The sequence below is a fragment of the Candidatus Rubrimentiphilum sp. genome (assembly GCA_035710515.1).
GTDB lineage: Bacteria > Vulcanimicrobiota > Vulcanimicrobiia > Vulcanimicrobiales > Vulcanimicrobiaceae > Rubrimentiphilum.
Genome location: DASTDE010000001.1, coordinates 1 through 25,152 on the forward strand (window position 1 = coordinate 1; position 25,152 = coordinate 25,152).

Below are 25,152 nucleotides of genomic sequence, written 5' to 3' on the forward strand. Positions count from 1 at the left end.
CGATGGGCCGCAACGCCCGGGGAGTCAAGGCGATGACGCTGGAGAAGGGCGACTCGCTGATCGCGATGGACGTCGTCGAAGACGAGCGCCGCGAAGTGCTCCTGGTTACGACGCGCGCGTTCGGCAAACGTACGCCGATCAGCGAATACCGTCACTCGGCGCGCGGAGGCACGGGCGTGAAGGCGTTTGCCAAAGAGCGGGAAGACATCGGCCAAGTCGTCGATCAGATATTGGTCGCGCCCGACGATCAGCTGTTGATGATCACGTCGGCCAACCAGGTGATCCGCATCAAAGTCGGCGAGATTCGAAAGGCCGGCCGGTCGACAAAGGGCGTGCGGCTGCAGCGGCTGGGCGAAGGCGACGAAGTCATCGCCATCACCAACCTGGGCAAGCAGGCCGCCCAACTGACCGAAATAACGGGCGAACCCCAGCAAACGGAACTCTGATTGTCATCCTGAGGTATCGAAGGACCCTGAGGTAACGAAGGGCCCGGGGGCGCAACCGAAAAGCACGAAGCACAGTTATAACTCTCGAGAGGAATACACCACCAGTGAGCGCTTTAGCCGACGTAACGCAGACCGATTTTCAACAGGAAGTTTTGGGCGCGGGCCAACCCGTGCTCGTGGATTTTTGGGCGCCCTGGTGCGGGCCGTGCAAGATGCTTTCGCCCGTGGTCGAGAAAGTGGCGGCGAGCCACAGCGGCCGCGCGAAGTTCGTGAAGCTGAACACTGATGAGAACCCGCAGCTCGCGGGCGAGTATCAGGTCTCGGGCATTCCGTGCCTCATCCTCTTTAAAGGCGGCAAAGCCGTCGATCGCATCGTGGGATACGTTTCGGAGCAAACGATCACGTCGATGCTCAGCAAACATTTGAATTGAGGGATCTGCCGGCTGTAAACCGGTTTCTGGACGAACCGCGGATCGCGTCGTTCGCGGCGCTGGTCGGCAGAGAGAACGTGAAGCGCAGCATCGCGCAGACGCTTGAAGACGCGCGGCGCGCTCGTCAAAACGGTGGCTACACATTTGAATCTCTGGCGGCCGGTGTAATCGAAAAGCTGCAGAGCGCGCAATTTGAAGCGCTGGTGCCCGTGATTAACGGCACCGGGATTCTGCTGCACACGAATCTCGGCCGCGCTCCGCTTGCCGCTTCGGCGTCAGCGGAAGTGCAACGCATCAGCGCCGGATACTCCAACCTCGAATACGATCTCGACAAGGGCGAACGTGGTTCGCGCTACGGGCGCGCCGTGTCGCTGATTCGCGCTGTGACCGGCGCCGAAGACGCACTCGTCGTCAACAACTGCGCTGCCGCGGTCTTGCTGATTCTGGATACATTTGCCAAAGGCCGCGACGTGGTCGTCGCGCGCAGCCAGCTCATCGAGATCGGCGGCGGCTTTCGTTTGCCCGACGTGCTCGAGCGCAGCGGCGCGCAGCTCGTCGAAGTCGGCGCCACCAATAAGACCTATCTCAAGGATTATGAAACTGCGTGCTCGCCGCACGCCGCGCTGCTGATGCGCGCGCATCCTTCGAATTTCGCCATCACCGGATTTACCGAGGAAGTTGCGCCCAAGGACTTGGTCGAGCTCGGACATCGCGCGGGTATTCCGGTGATCGAAGATCTTGGCAGCGGCGCGCTCACCGACCTCGCGCAATACGGTTTGCCGCACGAACGCACGGTGCAGGAAGCGATCGCCGACGGGCTCGATCTCGTCACGTTTTCCGGCGACAAACTGCTGGGCGGTCCGCAAGCCGGCATTATTGTGGGGTCTGCCACGATGATCGCGCGGCTGCGCACGAATCCGCTGTTGCGCGCGCTGCGTGTCGACAAGATGACGCTGGCCGCGCTGACTGAAACGCTTCGCATATGGGCCTCACCCGAACGTCGCGCGGAGATTCCGCTGTACGCGATGCTCGCAGCGACGACCGAAAGCTTGCGCGGCCGCGCTGCGGCGTACGTAAAAGCTATCAACGGTGCGCAGGTTGTCGAAACGACTTCGTTCGCCGGCGGCGGTTCGCTGCCGCAAGCGGCATTGCCGTCGATTGCGATCGCGATCCAGCCGGCTGACGGCGCGACAGCCTCAGCCGCCAAGCTGCGCCGGAACGATCCCCCGGTGATCGGGCGCATCGAAGACAGCCGGCTTTTGCTTGACCTGCGCACGATACAACCCGCCGAAGATTCAACTGCGATAGCTGCGCTGCAAGCGCTCTAATCCATGCACATCGTCGGAACGGCCGGGCACGTCGATCACGGCAAGTCTTCGCTGGTCAACGCGTTGACCGGCACTAACCCCGATCGCTGGCTGGAAGAGCAGCTGCGCGGCATGACGCTCGATCTCGGCTTTGCGCATCTGCAACTCGAGGATGGCGTGGAAGCCGGCATCGTGGATGTGCCCGGCCACGAACGGTTTTTGCACAACATGCTGGCAGGCGCCGCCGGCATGGAGCTGCTGCTGCTGGTGATCGCTGCCGATGAAGGCGTGCGGCCGCAAACCGTGGAGCATCTGCAGATCCTGCGGTACTTGAACGTGCGCGAAACGATCGTCGTCGTGACTAAAGCCGACGTCGTTTCGAGCGACGAGCTCAAAGCATCGTGCGAAGCGATTCGTACCGCGTTGAAAGGCACGATCGCACAAGACGCGGACATCATCCCGGTTTCGAGCGTGGCGCGCACCGGGCTCGACAAATTGCGCGCGCGCATGCAGTCGGCGCTGGCCGGTTTTCCGCCGCGAAGCCCGCAAGCGCCGGCGTATCTGCCAATCGACCGCGTCTTCGTATTGCCCGGCCACGGAACGATCGTCACCGGAACATTGATGCAGGGAAAACTTGCCACCGGCGATCGCGTGAAGCTCGAACCGAGCGGCAAAACGGTACGCATCCGCAGTTTGCAAAGCTTCGGACGGCAACAGCAATCTGTCGAAGGCGGCACGCGCGTCGCTGCCAACCTGCCCGGAGTCGAAGTTTCGGAGATCGCCCGCGGCGAGATGCTGGTGGCGCCGGAGTTTGCGGCCGGCCAATCGTTCAACGTAACTTTCGACGCTTTGCGCGAAGCGATGCCGATTCTGCGCCGCCGTAACGCGGTGCGTGCATACATCGGCTCGGCCGAGATTCTCGGTACGTTAGTGCTGGATGAAGATGCAAATCCGGGAGTGCCCGTGCGCGGCCGGTTGCTACTGCGCCGCGCGACGGTAGCGTTTCCCGGAAGCGCGTTCGTCGTGCGCCGGCTCTCGCCCAAAGACTTGCTCGGCGGCGGGCGCATTGAAGGCGCCGCACCTCACGCCGCACCGACCGAGAGCGCTACGTCCGGCGAGGAAGATGCGGTCCTCGGCGTGCTTCGGCGCGGGCTCGCGGCTCTCGATGCAACCGAAATTGCGCGCGAAGCGAATCTTGGCGAGAAGCACGTCGAGAGCGCACTGGAAAAGCTTGTGGCGCGCGGCGACGTGCTGCGCGTGGCGCGGCCCGCCGCATACGTTGAAAGCGCGGCCGCCGAAGCGCTGCTCGAAAGAACGCTGCGTCACTTGAACGACGCGCAACGGCGCGAGCCATGGATAATGGGCGCAACGGCGCTGGCGCTCTCGCGCGCGCTCGACGTCCCTGAGGCGTTGCTCGGGCGCGTGCTGAACGCGCTTGCCGATGAAGGCCGGATCGCTCACCGCGCGGGGTACTACGCGAGCACCGACCACGTTCCGCAACTGACCGCCGAACAAAAGGCGTTCTTCGAAGACCTCGTGCCGCTGGATCCGGCCAATCCCTTTCTGCCGGTGGAACTGGCCGCCGCCGTTGCGCGCGTACGGCAGTCGAACGTCGGCGGCGCGGGCAAGGCTTTCGATATGCTGCTTGCCAAAGGTGCGTTCGTGAAGGTCAACGAGGCGCTGTATAGAGGCACCCAAATCGCGCATATCCGCGCCCGGCTCGAGGCGTTCTTGCGCGAGCGCGGGCAGATGACGATGGCCGAGTTTCGCGACGTGATCGCGACCTCGCGCAAGTACGCCGTGCCGCTTTTGGAATGGTTCGACGCGCGCGGCGTAACGGTGCGCAGCGGCGACTACCGTATGCTGCGTTCGGCTACGAGCGGCACTCCGTCATGATAAATGTTAATGCGCTACCCAAGGCCGAGCTGCACGTGCACATCGAGGGAACCTTCGAGCCGGCGCAGATCTTCGCATTCGCCAAACGCAACGACATGGAGCTGGCGTACCCGAACGTTGCGGCGCTTGAAGACGCGTATAAGTTTACGGACCTCCAATCGTTCCTGAATTTGTACTATGCGGCGATGGCCGTACTTCGTACCGAGCGCGATTTCGAAGAACTGACGACTGCATATTTGGCGCGCGCGCAAGCGCAGGGCGTGAAGCATGCCGAGATCTTCTTCGATCCGCAGGCCCACTTGCAGCGAGGCCTATCGTTCGACACGGTTCTGAACGGATTGTGGGCGGCGCTGCAGCGCAGCGAAGCGGACTTTGGAATCACGACGTCGCTCATTATGTGCTTTTTGCGCGACCAGCCCGAAGAATCGGCGATGAAAACGCTCGAGCTGGCACTGCCGCACCGCGATCGCATCATCGGCGTTGGATTGGACTCCGCCGAACTCGGCAACCCGCCGTCCAAGTTTCAAGCCGTCTTCGAGCGCGCGCTGGCCAACGGATTTCTGACGGTCGCGCACGCCGGCGAAGAGGGGCCACCCGAATATGTTTGGGAAGCGATCCGGTTGTTGAAAGTCTCGCGCGTGGACCACGGCGTGCGCAGCATGGAAGATCCGAAGCTGGTCGAGTATCTGGCGAAGACGCAAATTCCGCTCACGGTCTGTCCGCTGTCGAACGTGCGCTTGCGCGTGGTGGACCGGATGCAGGACCATCCGCTGAAACGCATGTTGGAAGCCGGCTTGCGCGCCACGGTCAACTCCGACGACCCGGCGTACTTCGGCGGGTACGTTGCCGACAATTTCACCGCCGTCTATAACGCGCTCAAACTTACGGACGACGACCTGGTGCAGCTCGCGCGCAACTCTTTCGAGTCCTCGTTCATCGACGACGAGCGCAAGCAGCGCTACCTCGCGGAGATCGGCAGGTTGGCGGCCGCGGCTCCCTAAGGGGATACAGAGATGAACGCAGATCGCATGACGGAGCGCGTGCAGGACGCGCTCAACTCGGCCTACTCGAAGGCCTTGAGCGAGCACAACTCGCAGACCGCGCCCGAGCATTTATTGGCCGCGCTTCTGGACCAGGATGGCGGCATTGCGCCGGAGGTCGTACGGGAAGCCGGCGTCGATCCCGCGACCTTGGAGGCGCGGACGACCGAGGCCATCGGCCGGCTTCCGCGCCTAACCGGTTCCGGCGCCGACTCGGCCAGCGTGACCGTTTCGCCCGAGCTCACGCGGTTGTTTTCGCAAGCCGACAATGAAGCCAAGCAGCTCCAAGACGACTACGTCTCCGTCGAACATCTCTTGCTCGCGCTGGCGGCGAGCAGCGGCGCGGTGGGAAAACTGCTGCGCGACTCGGGGCTGACGCGCGATAAACTGCTGCAAGCGCTGGTGAAAGTGCGCGGCAATCAGCGCGTGACCACGCAGAATCCCGAAGGAACGTACAAGAGTCTCGAACGCTACGGCCGCGATCTCACGCAAGAAGCGGAGCGAGGCAAGCTCGATCCCGTCATTGGCCGCGACGATGAGATCCGGCGCGTGATTCAAGTGCTCTCGCGGCGCACCAAAAATAATCCGGTGCTCATCGGCGATCCCGGCGTCGGCAAGACCGCGATCGTCGAAGGACTGGCGCAACGCATCGTCCGCGGCGACGTGCCCGAGGGAATCAAAGACAAACGGATCGTCTCGCTGGACATGGGCGCGCTGATCGCGGGCGCAAAGTATCGCGGCGAGTTCGAAGAGCGGCTCAAAGCGGTGCTCAAAGACGTGCAGAGCGCCGAGGGACAGATCATTCTGTTCGTCGACGAACTGCACACCGTCGTCGGCGCGGGCAAAGCCGAAGGGTCGATGGACGCGGGCAATCTGCTCAAGCCGATGCTGGCACGCGGCGAGCTGCACATGATCGGCGCGACGACGCTCAACGAATACCGTCAGTATATTGAAAAGGACGCGGCGCTCGAGCGGCGCTTTCAGCCGGTCTTCGTGGATCAGCCAAGCGTCGAAGATACCATCTCGATTCTGCGCGGACTCAAAGAAAAATATGAAGCGCACCACGGAGTGCGTATCAAGGATTCCGCTCTTGTGGCGGCGGCCGTGCTCTCGAACCGGTACATCAGCGATCGCTTCTTGCCGGATAAAGCGATCGACCTAATCGATGAAGCTGCGGCGAAACTGCGCACCGAGATCGATTCCATGCCGCAAGAGCTCGACGAGCTGACGCGGCGCGTCATGCAGCTCGAGATCGAACGCGAGGCGCTCAAGAAAGAAAAGGACCGCGCCAGCAAGGACCGCCTGACGCAACTCGAACGCGAGCTCGCCAACCTCAAGGAAGAGCAATCCGCGTTGCAAGCGCGTTGGCAAGCCGAGAAAAACGCCGCGCAGAAAGCGCGCGCGCTGCGCGAGGAGATCGAGCAGACGAAAGTGGCGATCGAGCAGGCCGAGCGCCAATACGATCTCAACCGCGTCGCCGAACTGCGCTACGGCAAGCTGGCCGAGCTGGAGAAGCAGCTGCAGCAAGAGGAAGAGGCGATTGCCAAGCGCGACGGCCAGACGCGCCTATCAAAGGAAGAAGTCGACGAAGAAGACATCGCCGAGGTGATCAGCCGCTGGACCGGCATTCCGGTGACCAAGCTGCTGGAAGGCGAAGTGCAGAAGCTGTTGCACCTGGACGAAGAGTTGCACAAGCGCGTGATCGGTCAAGACGAAGCCGTTGATGCGGTCGCCGAAGCGGTGGTGCGCTCACGCTCCGGGTTGGCGGATCCGAACCGCCCGATCGGCTCGTTCATTTTCTTGGGTCCGACCGGCGTCGGAAAAACTGAGTTGGCGCGTGCGCTCGCCGAGTACATGTTCGACGACGAACGCGCGATGATCCGCATCGACATGTCGGAGTATCAGGAACGCCACACTGTGGCGCGGTTACTCGGCGCGCCGCCGGGATACGTCGGCTTTGAAGAAGGCGGCCAACTCACCGAAGCCGTCCGGCGCCGCCCGTACAGCGTGATTCTTTTCGACGAGATCGAAAAGGCGCACCCGGACGTCTTTAACGTCTTTCTGCAAATACTCGATGACGGGCGCCTCACCGACGGGCAAGGACGCACGGTAGATTTTCGCAATACTATCGTCATCATGACCTCCAACGTCGGCAGCCACCGCATTCTGGATTACAAGGGCGACACGTCCGGCGCGGAGTTCGCAATCATGCGCGCGACGGTGCTCGACGAACTGCGCCAGCATTTCCGGCCCGAGTTTCTCAACCGCGTCGACGAAGTTATCGTCTTTCATGCACTCACCGAAGAAGAACTCGAAAAGATCGTCGAGATTCAGCTGGAGCGCGTCCGCAAACGGTTGGCCGACCGGCACATCGAGTTGGAACTCAGCTCCACCGCCAAGCGTCATCTCGTGAAGACGGGCTACGACCCGGTGTATGGCGCGCGTCCGCTCAAGCGCGCGATTCAAAAAGAAGTGGAGACGCCGCTCGGGCGCAAGATCTTGGCGGGCGATATCGCCGATGGTCAGCGCGTGCGCGTGGATTATGACGAGAAGCGCGGCGAGTTGACGTTCAACGCAGCTCCGGTGGCGGTGTAGAATGGATCTCGATTTTGGCCAGCAGATGTACTTTCTGCTCTCGTCGATCAAGGATATCCAAGCGACGATTCGCGCGATCGACACAAAGGTCAGCATCCTGCTGGCGGCTCTGGCGATTCCGCTGCCGCAGGTCGCCGTCTTCTTTGCCTATTGGCATGCGCGCGGATACTCGGTCTCGTTCGCGCACGTGATCATGGCGTTGGCGGTCTTGCTGTACGTCCTCGCGGTGTACGTCGCGGTGAAAACCCTGGTCGGGATCGGCGACGCCACGCCGCACATCCGCGGCGTCAAGATGATGAACACGTTTTACGCGGGCGGCATGTTCGCGTTAAATTGGCGCGATTCGCTGCGCGATCGCCCGGGCGTGCAGTCGTCGAAGACCGTCGATGAATACATTGACTCGCTGCCGACTTCGCAAAAAACCATGAAGGAAGAGCTGGCCACCGAGATGATGGCGCTCGCCTACATCCGGGACATCAAGCTCTATCGCCAGCGCTTGGCCTTTACCGCAGCGGTTTTGGCTGGCGCCGCCGCGGTTATCGGTCTTATTGCGTAATCTTGATCGTAAAACTCTGCGTGCGCGTGGGTACCGTGCCTTTTAGCCAAGGACGTCCGTAAGAGAACGTGACCTTGGCGGTGCCGACGTGCAGCGCATCCAGGACGAAGATCTGCTGACCTCCCGCTCCCATGACCGTGCGGCCGCGAACGCCCGAGCGTTCGTTCGCCGAACCGAAAACCGCAACGTCGGGATTGGACGCTTTAGCCGTCCACGAATAACCCGTCGTTGGATTACTGGGAAGCGCGATCAGAAACTCTTGCCCCGCTCGTATTGTAACGGGCACCGTCGGATCCGTGTACACCGTGGTGTTCACCGGATCGGCCAGCGCCGGCGCGATCGCCGCGATCGCGAAGAGCGCTGTGAGCAGCGCCTTCACTTGGTTATGGTGACGTTGAACGTCATGGTACGAGCGGGCTTGGCGCCTTTCTCCCAAGGCCGCGCGTAAGAAAACGTGAGTACGCCCGGCCCAACTTTGTTGGCGTTGCAGATAAAGATCTGCTGGCCGCCGGCTCCCATCATCGGCTTGGCCGACGCCGATGGGCCTTGGTAGGCGGAGCCCCAGACGGTGATGTTTGCATTCGAGCTCTTTGCGGTCCAAGAATATCCCGTCGTCGGATTACCGGGGATCGCGATTAGAAACCCTTGCCCGACTTTCACGGTGATTGGCGACGACGTAAAGACCGTGCCGTTGTAGGTATCGGCTAGCGCCGGTGCCGCGATGAACATGGCGCAGACAATGGCAAAAACCGTGCTCTTCAAACTCATGCGTTTACTTTCTCCCTCTTGCGCTGGCGAACGCGCTCGGATTCTTTCAGGATGCGTTTCCGCAGGCGAATCGACTTCGGCGTCACCTCGACCAGTTCATCGTCCTCGATAAACTCGATGGCCCGCTCCAGCGACATCTCTTCCGCCGGGGCGAGGTTGACGTTTTCGTCCGAGCCAGCCGCGCGCATGTTGGTGAGTTTTTTGGCGCGCACGGCGTTGAGCGCGACGTCGCTGTCGTCGTTGGCGCGGCCTACTATCATGCCTTCATACACGTCAACGCCCGGACCGACGAAGAAACGCCCGCGCTGCTGGACGCCCATGAGCGCGTAGCCGGTCGTGCGTCCGGTGTCGGTGGTGACGAGGGCGCCGACGTTGCGTCCGGGCAACTCGCCCATCCACGGTTCGTGATCGTAATAGGTGTGCGACATGATGGCCGTGCCGCGTGTCAGCGTCAGCAGTTCACCGCGCAGGCCGAAGATGGCGCGGGTGGGCATCGTGTACTCGAGCCGGCGCGAGCTGCCGATCGAAATCATGTTCGACATGAGCGCCTTTCGCGCGCCGAGCGCTTCGATCACGGGACCTGCGTACTCGTCGGGCACGTCGACGACGACGTACTCAATCGGCTCAAGTTTTTGGCCGTTGCGTTCGGTGACGATGACCTGCGGTTTTGAGACTTGCAGTTCGTAGCCTTCGCGGCGCATCGTTTCGATGAGAATAGAAAGATGCAGTTCGCCGCGGCCGCGAACTTCGAACGTGTCGGCAGAATCGGTCTCTTCGACGCGCAGCGCGACGTTCGATTCGAGTTCGCGCGTGAGCCGGTCGCGGATCTGGCGCGAGGTGAGAAACTTCCCTTCGCGCCCGGCAAACGGCGAGTTGTTCACGCTGAAGAACATCGAGACGGTGGGTTCGTCCACGGCAACGGCGTGCACGCCTTCGGGCGCCTGGACGTCCGCGATGGTGTCGCCGATGTTCAAGCCTTCGATTCCGGAGACGCAGATGATGTCGCCGGCCATCGCCTCTTCGACTTCGATGCGCTCCAAGCCGAAGAACGTCAGCATTTTCGTAAGGCGCAGTCCCGTCTCGACGGTGCCGTCGCGCGAGACTTTGACAATCGGCGCGTTCACGCGCGCCGAGCCGCGGAAGATGCGGCCGATTCCGACGCGACCGACGTATTGGTTGTGATCGATCGCCGAAACCAGCAGCTGCAGCGGGCCGTCTTGGGCCGGCGCTTCCGGCACGCGGTCGGCGATCGCCTGGAAGAGCGGTTCGAGCGATTCGCTTTGATCGTCCATCGAACGTTTGGCGATGCCGAGCTTGGCGTTCGTGTAGACCACGGGAAATTCGGCTTGTTCGTCGTTGGCGCCCAGCTCGACGAAGAGGTCGAAGACGTCGTTGACGATTTCGCTCGGGCGGGCATCCTTGCGATCGATTTTGTTGATGACAACGATCGTCTTCAGATCGAGCTCGAGCGCCTTGCGGAGCACGAACCGGGTCTGGGGCATCACGCCCTCGGCGGCGTCGACCAGCAGCAGAACGCCCTGCACCATCTGCAGCACGCGCTCGACCTCGCCGCCGAAATCGGCGTGGCCGGGCGTATCCACGATGTTGAATTTAATGTCGCCGTGCTTAATGGCGGTGTTCTTGGCGAGGATCGTGATGCCGCGCTCGCGTTCGAGCGGATTGGAGTCGAGCACGCGCGTGGCGACCTGCTGGCCTTCGCGGAAAATACCGCTTTGTTTGAGCATGGCGTCGACGAGCGTGGTTTTGCCGTGATCGACGTGCGCGATGATTGCGACGTTGCGGATGTCAGGGCGCGTGAGGATCATGCGGTCTGTTTCGCCTTCCGGCAAGGAGCCGCCCCCACGGGAGAGGGAGGCGGCGGCAGCGTAAGCTTGGTCGGTGGCCGTGAAAAAAGTCGAACGCATCGGCGAGCATCTCTTTGTGAACGCGGACTGCGTGCGCGGGGCGGTCGCGCATCTGCCCGACGCAAGCGTCGATTTGATCGTCACCGATCCGCCCTACGGAATCGAGGGCGACCGCCTGCACCGCCATTACAACCGGGACGAGCGGTTTGTCGTCGACGGCTATGTCGAGGTCGACGCGAAAAAATACAAGGCGTTCAGCCGCGCCTGGATCGCGCAGGCCGAACGCGTGCTGCGGCCCGGCGGACAGCTCTACGTGGTCTCCGGCTATACGAATCTGTACGACGTGCTCGACGCTTTGCGGCGCACGAAGCTGCGCGAGATCAATCACCTCATTTGGAAGTACAACTTCGGCGTGTACACGTCGGCGAAGTTCGTCTCGTCGCATTATCACGTGCTGTATTATGCGAAGCCGGGCGGCCGGCGGACGTTCAACTTACAGGCGCGCTTTGCGTTGGATGAAACCGCCGGCGACGGCCGCTCGCTGAACTATCGCGATCGCGAGGACGTGTGGACGATCAATCGCGAGTACAAGCCGGGCCAGCGGAAAAACAAAAACGAGCTCCCGAAGGCGCTGCTCCAAAAAATTCTGGCGTACAGTAGTAAGGAAGGCGATCTGGTTTGCGATTTCTTCATGGGCGGCGGCTCGACGGCCGCGGTAGCGATCGGAATGAACCGGCGGTTCGTCGGCTTCGAGATCTCGGAGCGAACGTTCCGCAGCCGCGTGCCGGAGTTACGCAAAGTCGCGCCGGGCTCGATGCTGCAGCCCGAGCCGGCGCCGCATGTCGTGCGCAATCGGGGGAAATCATGGAGTCCCGCCGAGGCGGAGCGCCTTGCTGCCCGCTATCGCGACTTGCGTGCATCGGGCGCCGCTCAGAGCGCGATCGTCGCGACGCTGAGCGCCGAATTCGAACGCGGCGCCTGGGCGATCCGCAAGCGCCTTACGCGCTACATGTGAAAGCGGTACGTGTAGTCAAAGTTCTCGTCGTTGCCGTACCCGCTGGGTGAATGCACGAAGCGGAACATTTTGTTGGTAAAGCCCGAGGGGCAACTGTCGTACGAATGTGCGCGCCAAGCGTCGTCGAGCGAAAACGCATTGTTGAGATCCACGCAGTAATAGTCATCAGCGTCGGTGCTTCCGCTCCAGTTCGTGCCGTCGGCGGCTTGCGCGTAGACCTAGAAGCCTTCGGCATCCGTCCAGTAGCTGCCGACGTACATGCACTCGCCTCCCTGAATTTTCCACCAGCCTTTTGCGAGGCCGTCGGAGTCGAGGTCGATCGGTTCAGCCGCGGCTACCCAAATCTGAAACGTCGTGTCGTTGCAGGCGGTCAGGTGAACGTGCTGGCTTTGCGCCAGAGCGGGACGCGGCGCAAGCGCGGCCGCAGCCAGACCGAGCGTCAAAATTATGACAAAAATGCGAGGCATCATACGGACCTCCCCTAAAATTTAGCGGCGGCGGATTTTGCAGTAATCGCCGGCTCGGATTACTTCGTAGTTGCCCGGCTTGCTGATCTCGAGACTGCACGGCCAAAAGCCCGGCTTGCCGTGGACGTGGACAGTTGCATTTGCTGCGATCCGCTGCGCGCGGCTGCCCGATTTTTCGCCGGGAAACTCCGCGGTTTCATGGCCGTAGAGCCAGTTCTTGTCCTGCGTCACGCCGATTCGGTAGACGATTCGCACACTAATGACGTACGACTGGGCGTTGTATACCCGAATGTCCTCGGCCGCTCGCACGGGCGTGATTGCACCGGCGCACAACAAAACGGCAAGAGGGAAAACCGCGAGCTTCATGCCCTTTTGTTTCCCGCCGTTTCAGAGCGCACCCTGTCGCGGTCCAGGAAGCAGACGAGGAGGCGGGTTCGTCCTCCAATCGCCGTCGATATCGGTCGAAGGGGCAACGTACAAGCATCGGTAATCTCGTCCCATGAAAACATTTCGAAGTGCCGTTATTGCGACGTGTGTTTTTTTCGTTATGTCGTCTGCAATTTGTCGAGCCGATGGTTATATAACAATTCGCTTGGCCAATCCGGACGGTCCGCTGGCGCAAACGCAGTGGCGAATTACTCCGGGAATTCAAATGCGCAGCGGCAGAGGCTCCCTCTTTAGCAAGACAATTCGGGGCCACGAATCAGCGAGTTGGCCGGCGCTGGATCGGAACGGAAATTTTATATTTGTTCTTGATGTCGACGAGGTCGGAGGTTCCCGGTCAGTGCGTTGCGTCAAGGATCACCTCGGCGGAAGGCCCAGCAATTGGAAGATAGAGGTTGAAGGCGTTCCCGTTTTTGGGGGCAAGTCGGTCGCCGTCAAGTGCGCAGTGGTCGAAGAGTAGTCGGGTATCCGGACAAAGATTATGGGAGAGTACGGGTCTGGTGGCTCGCACGGTATTCAAACGCCTCCACGCGTTTCCTGACCAACTCGCGTAATTCCGGAAAAGCCCGATATAATCGCCCAAGCAGCGATTCATTCTCCTAACTAGTCCGCCCAAGAAGGGCTCAATCAGCGCCCGTCCGTGACAAATCCGTGACACGCCAGACCTACAATACGCGGCGCCCGAAAGTTCTTACAGAACACGAATCGTCGAGCCAGAGGCAGGACCCCAGGGAAGTGTTAATGCACCATTCCGTTGCAATGCGTCTGCTCGCCGTACTCGCGATGTCATTTGGGGCGATAACAGCGTGCGGAGCCGCCAGTGAATACATGGCCGGAGATGCACATGCAATTGACCTAGCACGACATGTTCCCGGTGCAAACCGGCTCGAAAAATATCCGGGAACTTTTGGCTGGCAGGTGGTCATGTACTGCACGCGACTGGGTAAATGCCCCGAGGTCTCAGGCACAGAAAACCCAAAGTTGTATCCTATACGCGTTATCTGCTACTGCGATCAGGACGCTGCTCGCCCGCGCGGGTGGTTCATTGAGTCTAATCTGCATACAAACTCCGCACGAGCAATCAGCGGAGACCATAGGTTGCAGAAGCTTTATGACTTGCCATAGGAAAGCGCCTCGTTCCGATCGCGAACGCGCAGCAGTCGTACGTCGGCTTTAACAACAAAAGAACGCAAGACAATGATAATTGGGTATGACCACCTTGTAGAACTTCTGCGCAAATCGGGGTTGCCAAACCAAGACGCTGACCCGGGTGACGCTCTTTACATCCGATTCAAAAAAATCGACAGAATTGAAGGATCGGACGAATTTACAACCCCCGACGGAGCGATTGTGAAACTGGATCTTGATGGTGAGGAAGATCTTTGCGGCATCGAGATCGTGCTGACTCGTTGATCACAAGTACAACGTTGATTAATCTTCGCACGCGCGAGATGAGTTTCGCGGGCTTAGCGATTGCCCTTGCCCTTACAGGTACAGCATGTTCCTTCGATTACAGAAATCAGGCCTTTCCCGGCTGTTCAAGGCAAACGGTGTTAGGGGATGTCAGCGCAAGTGCTCCACGGCACGTAGCAACAATAAGACTGAGCGATGGCCACTTCTATAGAAACCATGATGATATAGTACTGCACAGTGAACGCGAACGTTATCCAAAGGGCACGCATGTTGTGCTTTGCCGACTGCAGAAACATGGCGAGAGGTATTCTATCGCACGCGACATTATCGGAATCCCATATGAGCATTTCGACAAGATTAAATAGATTTTCGCGGAACGAACGAGGCCGTTAAATTAGGTGAATCCCGATGTAATTAGGGTTATGGGAGAGTACGGGTCTGGTGGCCCGCACGGTCTTCAAAACCGCTGAGGCCGGCGCAAGCCGGCTGGTAGGTTCGATTCCTACACTTTCCCGCCAATGCTCGCTGGCTATGTCACCAGAATGTTCGACATCATTCCGGTGTCTTCGTGCGGCAAGATGTGGCAATGATAGACGGTCTTACCTTTGTATCCTTTAAAGCGCACGCGCATCTTTACCGTGCCCGGCTTTCCATTGTATTTGGGCGGGACAAAGATCGTATCGCAGATCAACGGAGGATCGACCGGCTCTCCGTTGATTTCGAAGACCTGAAATGAGTTGTCGTGTAAGTGAAACGGATGACCGCACATGTCTGAGGTGGCTTCTATCGTCCATTCTTCGGCGGTGCCGTTTTTCGGAAAAGCCGAGCAGGTCATCTCGTCGTAGAACTGGCCGTTGACCGTAAAGGAAAACCCCGTCAGGATTTCGGTCGTGGTTCCCGTATCGAAGGTCACCGTGCGATTGCGCACCACTTGCTGCTTGGTGATGATCGGGTACTCGCGTTTGGGAACCGGCAAACGTTTGGGAATCTCCATGTGCACCGGCGTACCACTCACGACAAACTTCGCCAAGTCGAGCCTCGGATACGGATTGACCGAAATGCCATCGTTGGCAGCCGCTGAAAGCGTATAGGTTCCGGGCGTCTGCGGGGCGCGAATCAACAGTTCGTTCCGGTTTCCGCTCGATGCGAGGATCGTCGAACCGTCGAAGACGTTGGCTGGAGTGACCATCGTCGTGCCCGTTTGTTTCAGGAGCGCGGGCTCCAAGAAGTTGACCCCGTCGACGCCGATCTGATAGACGTCCATGCCCGGCAGCACCAACGGCAATACGATGACGTTGGTCCCGGTCAGCATCCGCAGTCGTACGACCTCGCCCGGCCGCATCGTAAATTCGGGAGGCGGCAATGTCGTATACGTGCCGTCACGTCCTGTGGTGTGATCGAGCCACGTGACGCCCTGCCCGTTGACGGTGAACATCACGTAATCCGTGTGCAGATTGTAGCCGCCTTTTTTCGGGGACTCATACGGGATCGGTTCCAGCTCAAAATGGTCCGGCTTGTTCGGCGTTGCGTTCACCTGCAGCGACTGGACGACGAGAAAGATCTCACGTGCCGCCGCGATCTCCGGAACATCGTCGACCGGTCCGCGGATAACGAGTAAGCCGGCCATACCGCCGCTGACCTGCACGTCGGTCGAGCCGTGAAGGTGTGGATGATACCAGTACAACCCGCTGGGGTGGTCCGCTGGAATCGGAAAGTCATACCGGTACGACTCGCCGGGCCTGATCGCAATCATCTTCGCGTGCGGGTTGCTCGTTCCGAGCGGTTGGAAGAGATGCGGAATTGTCTGTACGCCGTGAACGTGCAGATTGGTCGAATTGAACTCGTGCGGGTTGTTCATCGGATCGATCTTGCTTGCGGAGAGGCGCGTAGCCACCGGATACATATCGTTCGCGTCTTTCGGGAACGGAATCTCGAGCGGCTCCCCCGGCAGATCCGCCGGTCGATTCGACGGTAACTCGTTGACGATCCTAACGCGCAGCAGATGGCCGGGACGGGTCGTCATTACCGGGCCGTACGTTCTTCCCGCATAGGTGCGCGTACGCAAAACGCGTTCGCCGAACTGCGTCGTCGCGTAGCGGACGGGAATCGTATACGCGTCAACCTTACCTCCACGCATTGGCGACGACCAGGCGTCGGAGGGCAGAACCGCGCCCGCCGCCGCGGCGGTGAGCGATCCAAAAACAAAACGACGTCGATTCATAACGACCTCACGTAACTAGCCCCCAGTTCGCATGCCACGGCGCCAAGGTCCTCCGCGAGCCTAGGATGCGCTACCGGAAGTAAGTCCTATGGACTATGCCGCCCTAGAGACTGGGCGTACGTAAAGACATTCTCCGGATCGTACTTGTGTTTGATTTCGTTTAAGCGCGCCACATGCGTGCCGTAGTATTGGTGTTGCCAGTCTGAAAGAAATGGATCCGCATATCCTTGGTATGCGCTGCCCGAAAGCCATGGCCGAACGGAATCGTACATCGCTTGGGTCCATGCGATATTGGCGCGCGCCACCGATGCCGGGGAGCCGGGCTGCCAGCGCGCTTGGTACTGCGTTACGATCCGGATGTCGCGGTGCGCGAATGCCATCGCGTCGAGCCCCGGTTGCGAGATCGCGCCGCCCGCCGATTCGAACGCGACCTTGCCGATCTGCGTCGCGGGATTGAAATTCGCAGGAGTGAGCACGCGATCGGCCTGACGACGTGCAATCGCTTCGATGAGCGCCGAAAATGCTTCCGCCGGCCATTTCTTGCGAATGAGATCGGATTTTGCATAGAAGGCCGGTCGCGGAATCCGGCCGCTGCCGGAAACACCCGTATACGCGCATTCTTCCAGGCGAAGCGCCGCGCACACGGAGCCGCGTTGCGTTGAGATGTACGGCCCGGTTTCAACGGACGTTGCGCTCGGCTTTACGCCGGCTGCACTAAGAAACTCGTGTCCGAGCCCAAACGCCTCTTTCTCCGATCCTGCTAACGTAAACTCGACGATGATTTTCGCGCCTTCCGACGGCGCACGGTTCACGATTTCAGCCCAAACGTGCCCGCGTGGCGGCAACGTTTCGATCCAGTCCTGCATCGCGGTCAAAACGCGCAAGCCATGCAACAATGGAAAAGTGTACGCGATCTCCGTGAAGGACATGTCGACTGGATGAATCCGCGCCGTAAGCTCGACGACCGCGCCAAAATTGCCGCCACCGCCGCCGCGACATGCCCAGAGCAAATCGGAATGTTGCGTGTCGCTCGCAGTTAAGACGTCACCGGACGCATCGACCACCTTCAACTCCAGGATGTTGTCGCACGTCAACCCGTAAAGTCGCGAAAGGCGCCCGAATCCTCCGGCTTGGCTCAATCCGGTTACGCCGACCGTGGGACACGTGCCGGCAGGCAGCGACATGCGAGCAGGCCAGAGCCTTTCATACAAGGCCAGATTCGTAAAACCGGCGCCGAACGTTGCGCGCTGGTTCTTACTATCGATGCGAACCTCGCGCAGCGCGCTCACGTCGACAATCAATCCATGACTGGCGGAGAACCCGGCAAAACTATGGCCGCCGTTTCGCACCACGAATGGCAGCCCATGTTCTCGCGCGAACGCGATCGTGCGCCCCACATCGTGTGCGTCAGCGACGATAACGATCGCGGCGGGGAGCACGTTTGCAAACCTTGCGTTCCACGGTTCACTCTTCGAGCGGTATGCAGAATCCGCCGGCGTTATGACGTGGCCGCGAACGGCGGAGCGCAGTTGGGCAAGAGGCGCTGCCGAACGCGCGCTTAGCGGAAGACCTATTCCACCTAAGGCCGCGGCCGACGCCGCAGCCTCTATGAAGTGCCGGCGGTCGATCTTTTGCATCATTTTCATGTTCGACGTGAAGTTCGGGTCCCTCGCGCACGAGCGCCAGGCGAGCAGGCTTTCGGTCGCCTGCTGTGAACCCGACCAAAGAAGAGGGGCGTTTTTGCCATGGCAGTTCAAAAGCTTGAGGCGGATTTTTGCGTCGTCGGGGCGGGATATGCGGGCTTAACGGCTGCGTACCGGCTGCAACAGCAAAAGCATTCTGTGGTTTTACTCGAGGCTGCCCCGCGCTTTGGCGGCCGCGTCTGGTCCGAGCATCTCTCCGACGGAACGCACTTCGACATCGGCGGCGCGTGGGTAGGCAATGAAAAAGTGCAACCGGATATACGGCGCCTCATGAAAGAGCTGGATGTACTGCCCTACCGGCAGTTCACGGGAGGCGAGCACGGCAAAACCGTTTTCGTAGATGCAAAGGGTAAAGTTTCGTTCTACGAGCCGCTCAACAAAGACAACATACTCGGGCTTGCCGGCGTGCCGAACATCGGGGAGCTGGCGCAAGCCGAACTTGGCACTACGGTGTTTGCGCTCAACGATATGGCCGCGGCGGTTCACCTCGAAAGCCCCTGGGACGTCGTTGAACTTCCAGACACGCTGACGTTCAACCCAAAAACGTCGCGCGAAGCCGATACGATGTCGGTGGAAACATGGCTCAGCCTCAACATGTCGACGCCCGAAGCCCGCACGTTGCTAACAAACGCCTTTGTAGGAATCCTTGGTGTAAGCACGGCGTCGGCGTCGCTGCTTCATTTGCTTTGGATGCTCAGGACATTCGACGGCAGCTTTATGAATACGATCGGTTCGGGAGAGGGCGAAGCAGAAGAATTCCGAGTGAATAACGGCGCGCAAGAGATGGCCAAACGCATGGCGGCCAAGCTCGGTGATGCGTTGCATTTGAACTGTCCGGTGCGCCAGATCACCCAGGATGCGAACGGCGTGACCGTGAGTTCAGAGATGATTTCAGTCCGCGCCAAGCGCGCGATCGTGGCGACCGGGACGGCGATGGCGAGTTTCATCCGTTTCGACCCGGTGCTGCCGATACCGCGCGCCCAGCTGCAGCAGCGTATGCCGCAGGGCGAATGTTGGAAGATCTGGCTCTGTTACGATACGGCGTTTTGGCGAAGCAAAGGTTTCAACGGAGAGTCCGTTTCGATTGCCCCCGGCGACGTGGTCGTGAATGCTCGCGACGCGGGCGTGGAAAAAGATTCGCCGGGTCTTATGAACGCGTTTCTCGCCGGAGATGGCGCGCGCCAATTCGATAAAATGAGCCGCGCGGATCGAAAAAAGGAAGTCCTCAAAGAGCTCGTCCACCGGTTCGGCGAGGAGGCCGGTCGCCTTTCGACTCGGGTCACGTTTCCGGCAGTACTGCCGCAGAACCCGGAGCCCGATGCGTATTTCGAATGGAATTGGGCGATGGACGAATTTACGCGCGGCGATTTCGCCGCCGTGCCCGGCCCCGGCGTTTACACGACGTTAGGCAACGGACCGGCGATCCGCGAGCCCTTTCAATTCGTGCACTGGGCCGGCGTAGACACGTCCACCTATCCCTACGCTTCGTTCAGCGGAGCCGTGCAATCGGGCGAGCGCGCCGCAAAGGAGGTCACGAGCTAACCGGCCTAAGAGTTCACGATGCGCAATTTTCGTATGGTGACTCTGATACTTCCGTTGGCATTGATAGCTCCGCTCGCGACGCCGGCTGCTTCGCCCGGAATCGTCGGCTGGGCGCAAGGTCCGGCGGTTTCGCAGGAGCTCCAATACGAGCGCACGATGATGCGTGTGCCCAGCGCCGCCAACGCGCGCGCGATCGAGTTGCACATTTCGTCGCTGCCCCATCGTGCCGGAACGGCGGCGGACCTGGCGACAGCGCAATTCGTGCAGCAGAGGCTCGCTCGGGACGGATTTACGACGCGGGTCGTCCGGTACAGCGTGTGGTTCACGAGCCCCACCGAACAATCGCTGGCGCTGGTTTCACCGCGCGCGCATGCGTTTGATCTGCTCGAAGGCACAGCGCCGCACACGAAGTGGGAGCGCATGGCCGGCCCGCCATTTATGGAAAATTCCGGCGACGGCGATGTAACCGGACCGGTCTATTACGTCAACACCGCCTCCAAAGACGACTTGGAACTGCTCGACGCGATGCACGTGAATCTGCGCGGCGCCGTCGTTATCATTCGGATGTCGGCGCCGCCGGCCGCGGGCCCCCCGCGCCCATTCGATCCAAAGTTCAATCAATATGACCAGCTGGCGGCGCGCGGCGTCAAAGCGATACTCGAATTCATGGACCCCGGCACGACCGGATACGGCGGCGGCCAGACCTGGCCGAACGGCAATTACAAAAATACGAACATGGCCGAACGGATAAGCGGACCGTCGCCTCTCAAAGGCCTGTCCACCGGCGCGCCGCCCGGTGATCCAACACTCCCGGGGCAAGCGCCGCTGCCCGGCATTCCGCACATTCCTTATGCGCAATTGCCGCACTCGACGATGCCCGAGATGAGCATCACGCAGAGCACTGCACGCGCGCTGCTTTCCGGCATGAACGGCGCAGTTGTTCCGCAAGACTGGCACCCCATGTATGAATTCGTGCAGCACGTCGGCGGTAATCAGCGCGTGCACGTGCACGTGAAGATGACGCGCCATCTCACAACGATTTACAACGTGTTCGGCGATCTGAAGGGCAGCTCGATGCCTAATTCGATCGTTATGATTGGCAGCCACCGCGACGCCATGGCGTTCGGAGTAATCGATCCCGGCAGCGGCACGACGGTGATGATGCAAGATGCCGACGCGCTGCATGCGCTCGTGCTGCAAGGCTATCGTCCCCAGCGCACCATCGAGATCGCGTCGTGGGACGGACACGAGCTCGGCCTGTGGGGATCGGCGTCCTACATCTACCAGACCGGTCCCGTGCTTCGCGCGAACCTGTTTCAATATATCAACACCGACCAGCTCACTACGGGAAAACCGTTCGTCATCAGCTCGACGGTCGGTCTGTTTGCGTTCCTCCAGCAGATTGCGGACGGCATCCCGGGACCCGACGGCCGGATGCTCAGCGCGCACAGCGCGACCGAACGCCGTCCGCTCCTCAATCCGATGACCGGCGGATCCGATCATCAGAACTTCGCCTATATCTTGGGCATCCCGAGCTCGTCCAACGGCTTCTATGGATCGTTCGGCGCGCACCATACTGCCGAAGACAACCTCGACGGTATACGCACCTACGATCCGGGACTGAAGGAAGCCGTCGCGTGCGCGCAGCTCACCGGCATTCAAGCGATGCGCGCGGCCGGGGCAACGGTCGATCCGCTACGGATTTCGGAGATGCCGGCGCAGTTCACGAAAGACATGGCGTCGTTGCCGGGTATCGCGACGAATAAAATCAACGTGCAAATGCTCGCGCAAGCGCTTGCGAATTTTTCAGCTGCGGCGAAGTCGACCGACGATGCGATGGCGCGGGCCGAAGCCGCCGGCGACGTTGCAACGATGCAGCAGCTCGGCGCAAAGGAGCAATCGGTTCGCGACGCGTTCTACATCCCGTCGGGGCTGTCGTTCAACAGGTACTATCACACGATTGACCGCGTGCTCGCCCCCTATCCGGAGGTGACGTACGCAGGCGATGATCCGAAAGCCCAACAGGCCGCGGTCGATCGCTTTACCGCGGCCGTCGAGGCTGCAACGAACGCGCTGAAGTAAGCCGCGCGGCCAGGTCAGACGTCGGGGGCCGCCTCCCATTTGGGCTTATTCTCTTTGCCCCATCGCTGCGGATCTTCGTTGTGCATCTGTTCCATTTTCTTGGCCACGTCCGGATGCTTTTCCATAACGTGTTTGGTCATCGTTTGTACCATTTCGTCCCACGATCCAGCCGTCAATTTTTGGTCACACACACCGCCGAGATCCTTGCATTGCATTGTCTTCATGCCCCATTAGTACCCCGATCCGCGGGCCGTTATGACGTAAGCAATGCGCCTAAATCGAGGTTCGCGGAAAAGTAGCGCGTGCGCCAGCCCGGATCAAGTTGATCGAGTATGAGCGCTTCGCCCGCGCCAAACGCATAGAAATTCACGCGCTCGTCCTCCGAGAGCGCCTTCGTCTCCAGCCGTTTGAGTGTCCGATCGTAGGTCGCCGACGAATCCTGCGCCAGCGCCGTAGCTTCCGTGTCCGTCAAAAATGAAGGGTCGCGTTGATGCTCGCCGGCAGCCAGGCGTCCCACCATGATCTCGGTATAGCGAGCCACGCCTTCTTGCCAGCATTGAAATGCGAAATACTTATAATCGGCGGGCGCCAGCTTCGACGCGAAGGCCTTGCGCGCAGTTATGTACGCGGCCGCAGCCGGGCGAAAACCCGGTGTGCCTATAGCCCTCACGGCTGCCGCGAGCTGATGGGCGAGCTGAACGTAACCGGCGTCCGTTTGTGTGTCTTTATAGGGGAAGGGATAGTTCAGCATCCACATGGCGTTCGTGTCGCCAGGCGGAGCAAGATCGAGGGCCTTTATCGCGGTGAGATAATCCGGCCACGTGTACTGCCATTGATGAAAATGCTCGTGCAGGAGCGTCACGCTCCAGCGTATGGGCGTATTGGCCTGCGTAAACTGAGGCTCGCCGATGACGATCGTCGGCACGCCGTTGGAGAGTGGAAACGTCGCCTCCAAGTTCGTTGGAAACGCCGGTGGCGCAATAGGCTTGGAAAAATTTATTGCCGCGGGACCGTTGGCGGTCAACAGGTCGATCGCAAATTCGGTTTGGGCCCAGTTCGGCCACAGCTGGTCGCCGATACGCTGCACGATTGCCGTACTGAGTGCGATGTTACGCGTGTCGTCGGGGCTAGGCGAGGCCGGGGCGGTCGACACGGCCGCAATGAGCGGCAAAGCCAGAAACATCATGACTGCTCCCATGGAAGTGGTGCGTCGCGCCGCCTAGACCTAATTTCTTAGGTCTACTTTCTGTTAGGTTACAATAATCTGAACTGGTAAGTCAAACGCGTTGCTGCCGCGCTAGTAACTGCCGCGCGTCCAGCGCGTGGAATTATTCCAGTCGATTCGCTGAAAATCGCTCGAGAGATGGCCCTCGACCTGGCGCCCCGACCAATTCGTAGTAATGCGGCGCTGATTTACAAACGATCCCGTTGCGGTTTGACCCGTTTCGTTCGTTAGCGTAAGCGCACTGCCGCGTTGGCGGATGTGACAGCGCTTGGATGGATCTCCGCCCATGAACCACGTTCCGCTAATATCCGGTAGCGCGTGCGCACCTTCCGCTGAACGCGTCCAGTAGGTGGAGTTGCTCCACAAGATCGTGCTGAGATTACCCGAGATCCGGCCGTCGATTTGAAGCTTTGGTCCCATCGGGGTGTACGCCGACTCCGGCCACTTGGTGGTGATGTGACTGGGATCGACGAACGACCCGGTCGCGTTTTCACCGCGTTCATTCCGAAGCGTAATCGAGTTGCCGCTCTGGCTGATGTGACAGCGCTTCGAGTGGTTGCCGCCCATGTACCACGTTCCACTGATGTTGGGAAGCGTCCCCGCATGTGCTGCCGGAAAGGGCCCCAGCAAGAAAGCCATGCTTGCAAAAATGGTAATGACCGTCGCGATGCGTTTCATAAACGGCTCCGTTTCAATCAGCCTTGCAGTAAGAGTTGCCTAAACGACATCATCGGTGTCGTGGCCGCGTCGTTATTGGGATCGCCGAACGGTATGAACGTTATGGTAACGTTCGTGGAAGGCGCCAGCCCCGCGCTGAGCTGTTGCGCGATGACTCGGCCGATTGGATAGGTGATCTGCACGTTTCCGCCGACAGCGTTCATCGACTCGATTGAGAACGCGAACGTGCCCAGCTGGCCGAGATTGAAATCGATCTCCTCATTCTCCGGAACTGCGCCGCTGGGAAGATTCGCATACAGGTTGTAGCTGTAACCGCTGAAATTACCTTGGCCCGTGAGCTGCGCGCCGTCGAGAATGAGGACTGCGGCTGCATCGATCTGCGACGCCGTGACCGGTATGGTCACTTGAAGCGGCCGCAAGTCAAGCGAAAACGCGCCGGCGACCTGCGATTGCGCATGCGTGAGTTGTTGAACGTGACCGCTCAGGCTTCGCGCGATAGCAACTTCCGGAACGATCGAGCCCGGCGGCGCCACCGGCAGCGTCAGATCGCTGTACGTGTAGTTCAATTGCGTTGTGTCGAGCACGCCCGGTACGCTGAGCGTCCATGCGCCAGACGTATTAAAAGTGAACGACTTGTTATACCAGGGGTCGCCCGAGCTCGGCAGCCGGCGGCCGCCGCCCGCATTGATCCACGCGGCCCACAGCCGATCAACGTTACAGTGATGCACCCAAAAAATCGGATCCGCTGCGGCGGTGGGCACTTCGCCCATGTCTCCGCCGACCATGTCGTGCACGTGCCCGTGCGGATTGCCCTCTATCACCTGCTCGAACGTATCGGCGTTGGCCGGATCGCGATTGAATGTCGTGAGCGCCGGGTCGAAAGCTTCAAAGGTTAAGCCGGTTACGACGCTGCCTTCGCGATTAGGCCAATACAGCGGATTCGCCGTGCCGTCCGCGAGCAGCGGATGCGCGAAGATGTCGGGCAGCTGCGGATGTTTGTAATAGTCCCAATACGGCAGCGCAAAGTTCGGATTGCCTGAGGCCGTGCGCAGCGCAGCTTCGAAGAAGAACAAGAACGCCCGGTGCCACGCATAAAAATACGGCTTGCGATGCGGGCATTGGTTCCAGACCGCGGCCATCGAGGCGGGCGGCGTTCCCGTTGCCATCCAGTGGCTGTTGTGCCAGAACTGCCAGCTGCGCGTATCGGTGATATCGGCAAAGTTCATCATCGCTTTGACGCCGTCGCGAAACGCTTTGACGAGCGCCGCATTTGCGGAGAACTCGGTGACCTCTTGACGCACTAATGTGCTTGAGGCCGCTCCCGACGGCACGTTCGGAGCTGACGAGCTCGAACACGCCGCCAGCGCAGCCGCCGAACCCGAAAGCACAAAGAGGCGCCGGTTCATAGCCGTCTTTTAGGCGGGGACAATACGCCGTCCTCGGCAAAAGGCAAATCGC

At 60.3% G+C, this 25,152-nt stretch carries 22 protein-coding genes, 1 tRNA gene and 1 pseudogene; 12 read left to right on the forward strand and 12 right to left on the reverse strand.

Annotated features, from left to right (window positions below; translation table 11 throughout):
• The 7 genes from VFO29_00005 to VFO29_00035 form a co-directional block, all read left to right on the forward strand.
• On the forward strand, positions 1-446 hold a 446-nt coding region (locus VFO29_00005; GenBank protein HET9391890.1), incomplete at its 5' end, for a DNA gyrase C-terminal beta-propeller domain-containing protein.
• Between the two features lie 104 nt (positions 447-550).
• On the forward strand, positions 551-877 hold the full coding sequence (gene trxA, locus VFO29_00010) for a thioredoxin (GenBank protein ID HET9391891.1): 327 nt from the start codon (positions 551-553) through the stop codon (positions 875-877).
• On the forward strand, positions 874-2,205 hold the full coding sequence (selA, locus tag VFO29_00015; protein ID HET9391892.1) for an L-seryl-tRNA(Sec) selenium transferase: 1,332 nt from the start codon (positions 874-876) through the stop codon (positions 2,203-2,205). The genes trxA and selA overlap by 4 nt, the downstream gene beginning before the upstream one ends.
• Positions 2,206-2,208: 3 nt before the next feature.
• Entirely contained in the window at positions 2,209-4,080 is a 1,872-nt protein-coding gene (gene selB / locus VFO29_00020; GenBank protein HET9391893.1) for a selenocysteine-specific translation elongation factor, read from the forward strand.
• The gene (locus VFO29_00025) at positions 4,077-5,081 is read left to right on the forward strand and encodes an adenosine deaminase (protein HET9391894.1); all 1,005 of its coding nucleotides are present in this window, start codon (positions 4,077-4,079) and stop codon (positions 5,079-5,081) included. Before selB ends, VFO29_00025 begins: the two co-directional genes overlap by 4 nt.
• A gap of 12 nt (positions 5,082-5,093) precedes the next feature.
• Entirely contained in the window at positions 5,094-7,715 is a 2,622-nt protein-coding gene (gene clpB, locus VFO29_00030) for an ATP-dependent chaperone ClpB (protein ID HET9391895.1), read from the forward strand.
• Between the two features lies 1 nt (position 7,716).
• Positions 7,717-8,271, forward strand: a complete 555-nt coding sequence (locus VFO29_00035; protein ID HET9391896.1) for a hypothetical protein — start codon at positions 7,717-7,719, stop codon at positions 8,269-8,271.
• On the opposite strand, the gene VFO29_00040 is transcribed toward VFO29_00035, so the two are convergent.
• The 3 genes from VFO29_00040 to typA are packed head-to-tail and all read right to left on the reverse strand — an operon-like array spanning position 8,261 to position 10,865.
• Entirely contained in the window at positions 8,261-8,650 is a 390-nt protein-coding gene (locus VFO29_00040; GenBank protein ID HET9391897.1) for a protease inhibitor I42 family protein, read from the reverse strand. The genes VFO29_00035 and VFO29_00040 overlap by 11 nt on opposite strands.
• On the reverse strand, positions 8,647-9,039 hold the full coding sequence (locus VFO29_00045) for a protease inhibitor I42 family protein (GenBank protein HET9391898.1): 393 nt from the start codon (positions 9,037-9,039) through the stop codon (positions 8,647-8,649). The genes VFO29_00040 and VFO29_00045 overlap by 4 nt, the downstream gene beginning before the upstream one ends.
• Positions 9,036-10,865 (reverse strand): translational GTPase TypA, encoded by a 1,830-nt coding sequence (gene typA / locus VFO29_00050; GenBank protein HET9391899.1) that lies wholly within the window; start codon positions 10,863-10,865, stop codon positions 9,036-9,038. The genes VFO29_00045 and typA overlap by 4 nt, the downstream gene beginning before the upstream one ends.
• Positions 10,866-10,938: 73 nt before the next feature.
• Here typA and VFO29_00055 point away from each other — a divergent pair, with 73 nt between their 5' ends.
• Positions 10,939-11,919 carry a site-specific DNA-methyltransferase gene (locus VFO29_00055; GenBank protein HET9391900.1) on the forward strand — a complete coding sequence of 327 codons (981 nt, stop codon included), beginning with the start codon at positions 10,939-10,941 and terminating at the stop codon, positions 11,917-11,919.
• On the opposite strand, the gene VFO29_00060 is transcribed toward VFO29_00055, so the two are convergent.
• The 3 genes from VFO29_00060 to VFO29_00070 all read right to left on the reverse strand — a co-directional run bounded on the left by VFO29_00060 (position 11,910) and on the right by VFO29_00070 (position 12,752).
• Positions 11,910-12,071: a hypothetical protein gene (locus tag VFO29_00060; GenBank protein ID HET9391901.1), complete on the reverse strand. Its 162-nt coding sequence runs from the start codon at positions 12,069-12,071 to the stop codon at positions 11,910-11,912. The genes VFO29_00055 and VFO29_00060 overlap by 10 nt on opposite strands.
• Positions 12,072-12,137: 66 nt before the next feature.
• Positions 12,138-12,389 (reverse strand): DUF1036 domain-containing protein, encoded by a 252-nt coding sequence (locus VFO29_00065; GenBank protein HET9391902.1) that lies wholly within the window; start codon positions 12,387-12,389, stop codon positions 12,138-12,140.
• Between the two features lie 18 nt (positions 12,390-12,407).
• The gene (locus VFO29_00070) at positions 12,408-12,752 is read right to left on the reverse strand and encodes a hypothetical protein (protein HET9391903.1); all 345 of its coding nucleotides are present in this window, start codon (positions 12,750-12,752) and stop codon (positions 12,408-12,410) included.
• Positions 12,753-14,027: 1,275 nt separating this feature from the next.
• Here VFO29_00070 and VFO29_00075 point away from each other — a divergent pair.
• On the forward strand, positions 14,028-14,243 hold the full coding sequence (locus VFO29_00075; protein ID HET9391904.1) for a DUF2283 domain-containing protein: 216 nt from the start codon (positions 14,028-14,030) through the stop codon (positions 14,241-14,243).
• 424 nt (positions 14,244-14,667) lie between these two features.
• Positions 14,668-14,761: transfer RNA gene (locus VFO29_00080), tRNA-Sec, on the forward strand.
• Positions 14,762-14,772: 11 nt separating this feature from the next.
• On the opposite strand, the gene VFO29_00085 is transcribed toward VFO29_00080, so the two are convergent.
• Together VFO29_00085 and VFO29_00090 are read right to left on the reverse strand one after the other, a co-directional pair.
• Positions 14,773-16,464 carry a multicopper oxidase domain-containing protein gene (locus VFO29_00085; GenBank protein HET9391905.1) on the reverse strand — a complete coding sequence of 564 codons (1,692 nt, stop codon included), beginning with the start codon at positions 16,462-16,464 and terminating at the stop codon, positions 14,773-14,775.
• Positions 16,465-16,550: 86 nt separating this feature from the next.
• Entirely contained in the window at positions 16,551-18,110 is a 1,560-nt protein-coding gene (locus tag VFO29_00090; GenBank protein HET9391906.1) for an FAD-binding oxidoreductase, read from the reverse strand.
• A gap of 96 nt (positions 18,111-18,206) precedes the next feature.
• Here VFO29_00090 and VFO29_00095 point away from each other — a divergent pair.
• Both VFO29_00095 and VFO29_00100 read left to right on the forward strand, forming a co-directional pair.
• Positions 18,207-19,709, forward strand: a pseudogene (locus VFO29_00095) (FAD-dependent oxidoreductase).
• Between the two features lie 18 nt (positions 19,710-19,727).
• A complete protein-coding gene (locus VFO29_00100) occupies positions 19,728-21,791 on the forward strand; it encodes a M28 family peptidase (GenBank protein HET9391907.1) in 2,064 nt (687 codons plus the stop codon).
• Between the two features lie 14 nt (positions 21,792-21,805).
• On the opposite strand, the gene VFO29_00105 is transcribed toward VFO29_00100, so the two are convergent.
• The 4 genes from VFO29_00105 to VFO29_00120 all read right to left on the reverse strand — a co-directional run bounded on the left by VFO29_00105 (position 21,806) and on the right by VFO29_00120 (position 25,100).
• A complete protein-coding gene (locus VFO29_00105) occupies positions 21,806-22,015 on the reverse strand; it encodes a DUF1059 domain-containing protein (GenBank protein ID HET9391908.1) in 210 nt (69 codons plus the stop codon).
• Between the two features lie 29 nt (positions 22,016-22,044).
• Positions 22,045-22,989: a hypothetical protein gene (locus tag VFO29_00110; GenBank protein HET9391909.1), complete on the reverse strand. Its 945-nt coding sequence runs from the start codon at positions 22,987-22,989 to the stop codon at positions 22,045-22,047.
• Positions 22,990-23,088: 99 nt separating this feature from the next.
• A complete protein-coding gene (locus VFO29_00115; GenBank protein HET9391910.1) occupies positions 23,089-23,694 on the reverse strand; it encodes a hypothetical protein in 606 nt (201 codons plus the stop codon).
• A 17-nt stretch (positions 23,695-23,711) separates the two neighbouring features.
• Complete coding sequence (locus tag VFO29_00120; protein HET9391911.1) at positions 23,712-25,100, reverse strand: tyrosinase family protein; 1,389 nt, start codon at positions 25,098-25,100, stop codon at positions 23,712-23,714.
• Between the last annotated feature and the right edge of the window lie 52 nt (positions 25,101-25,152).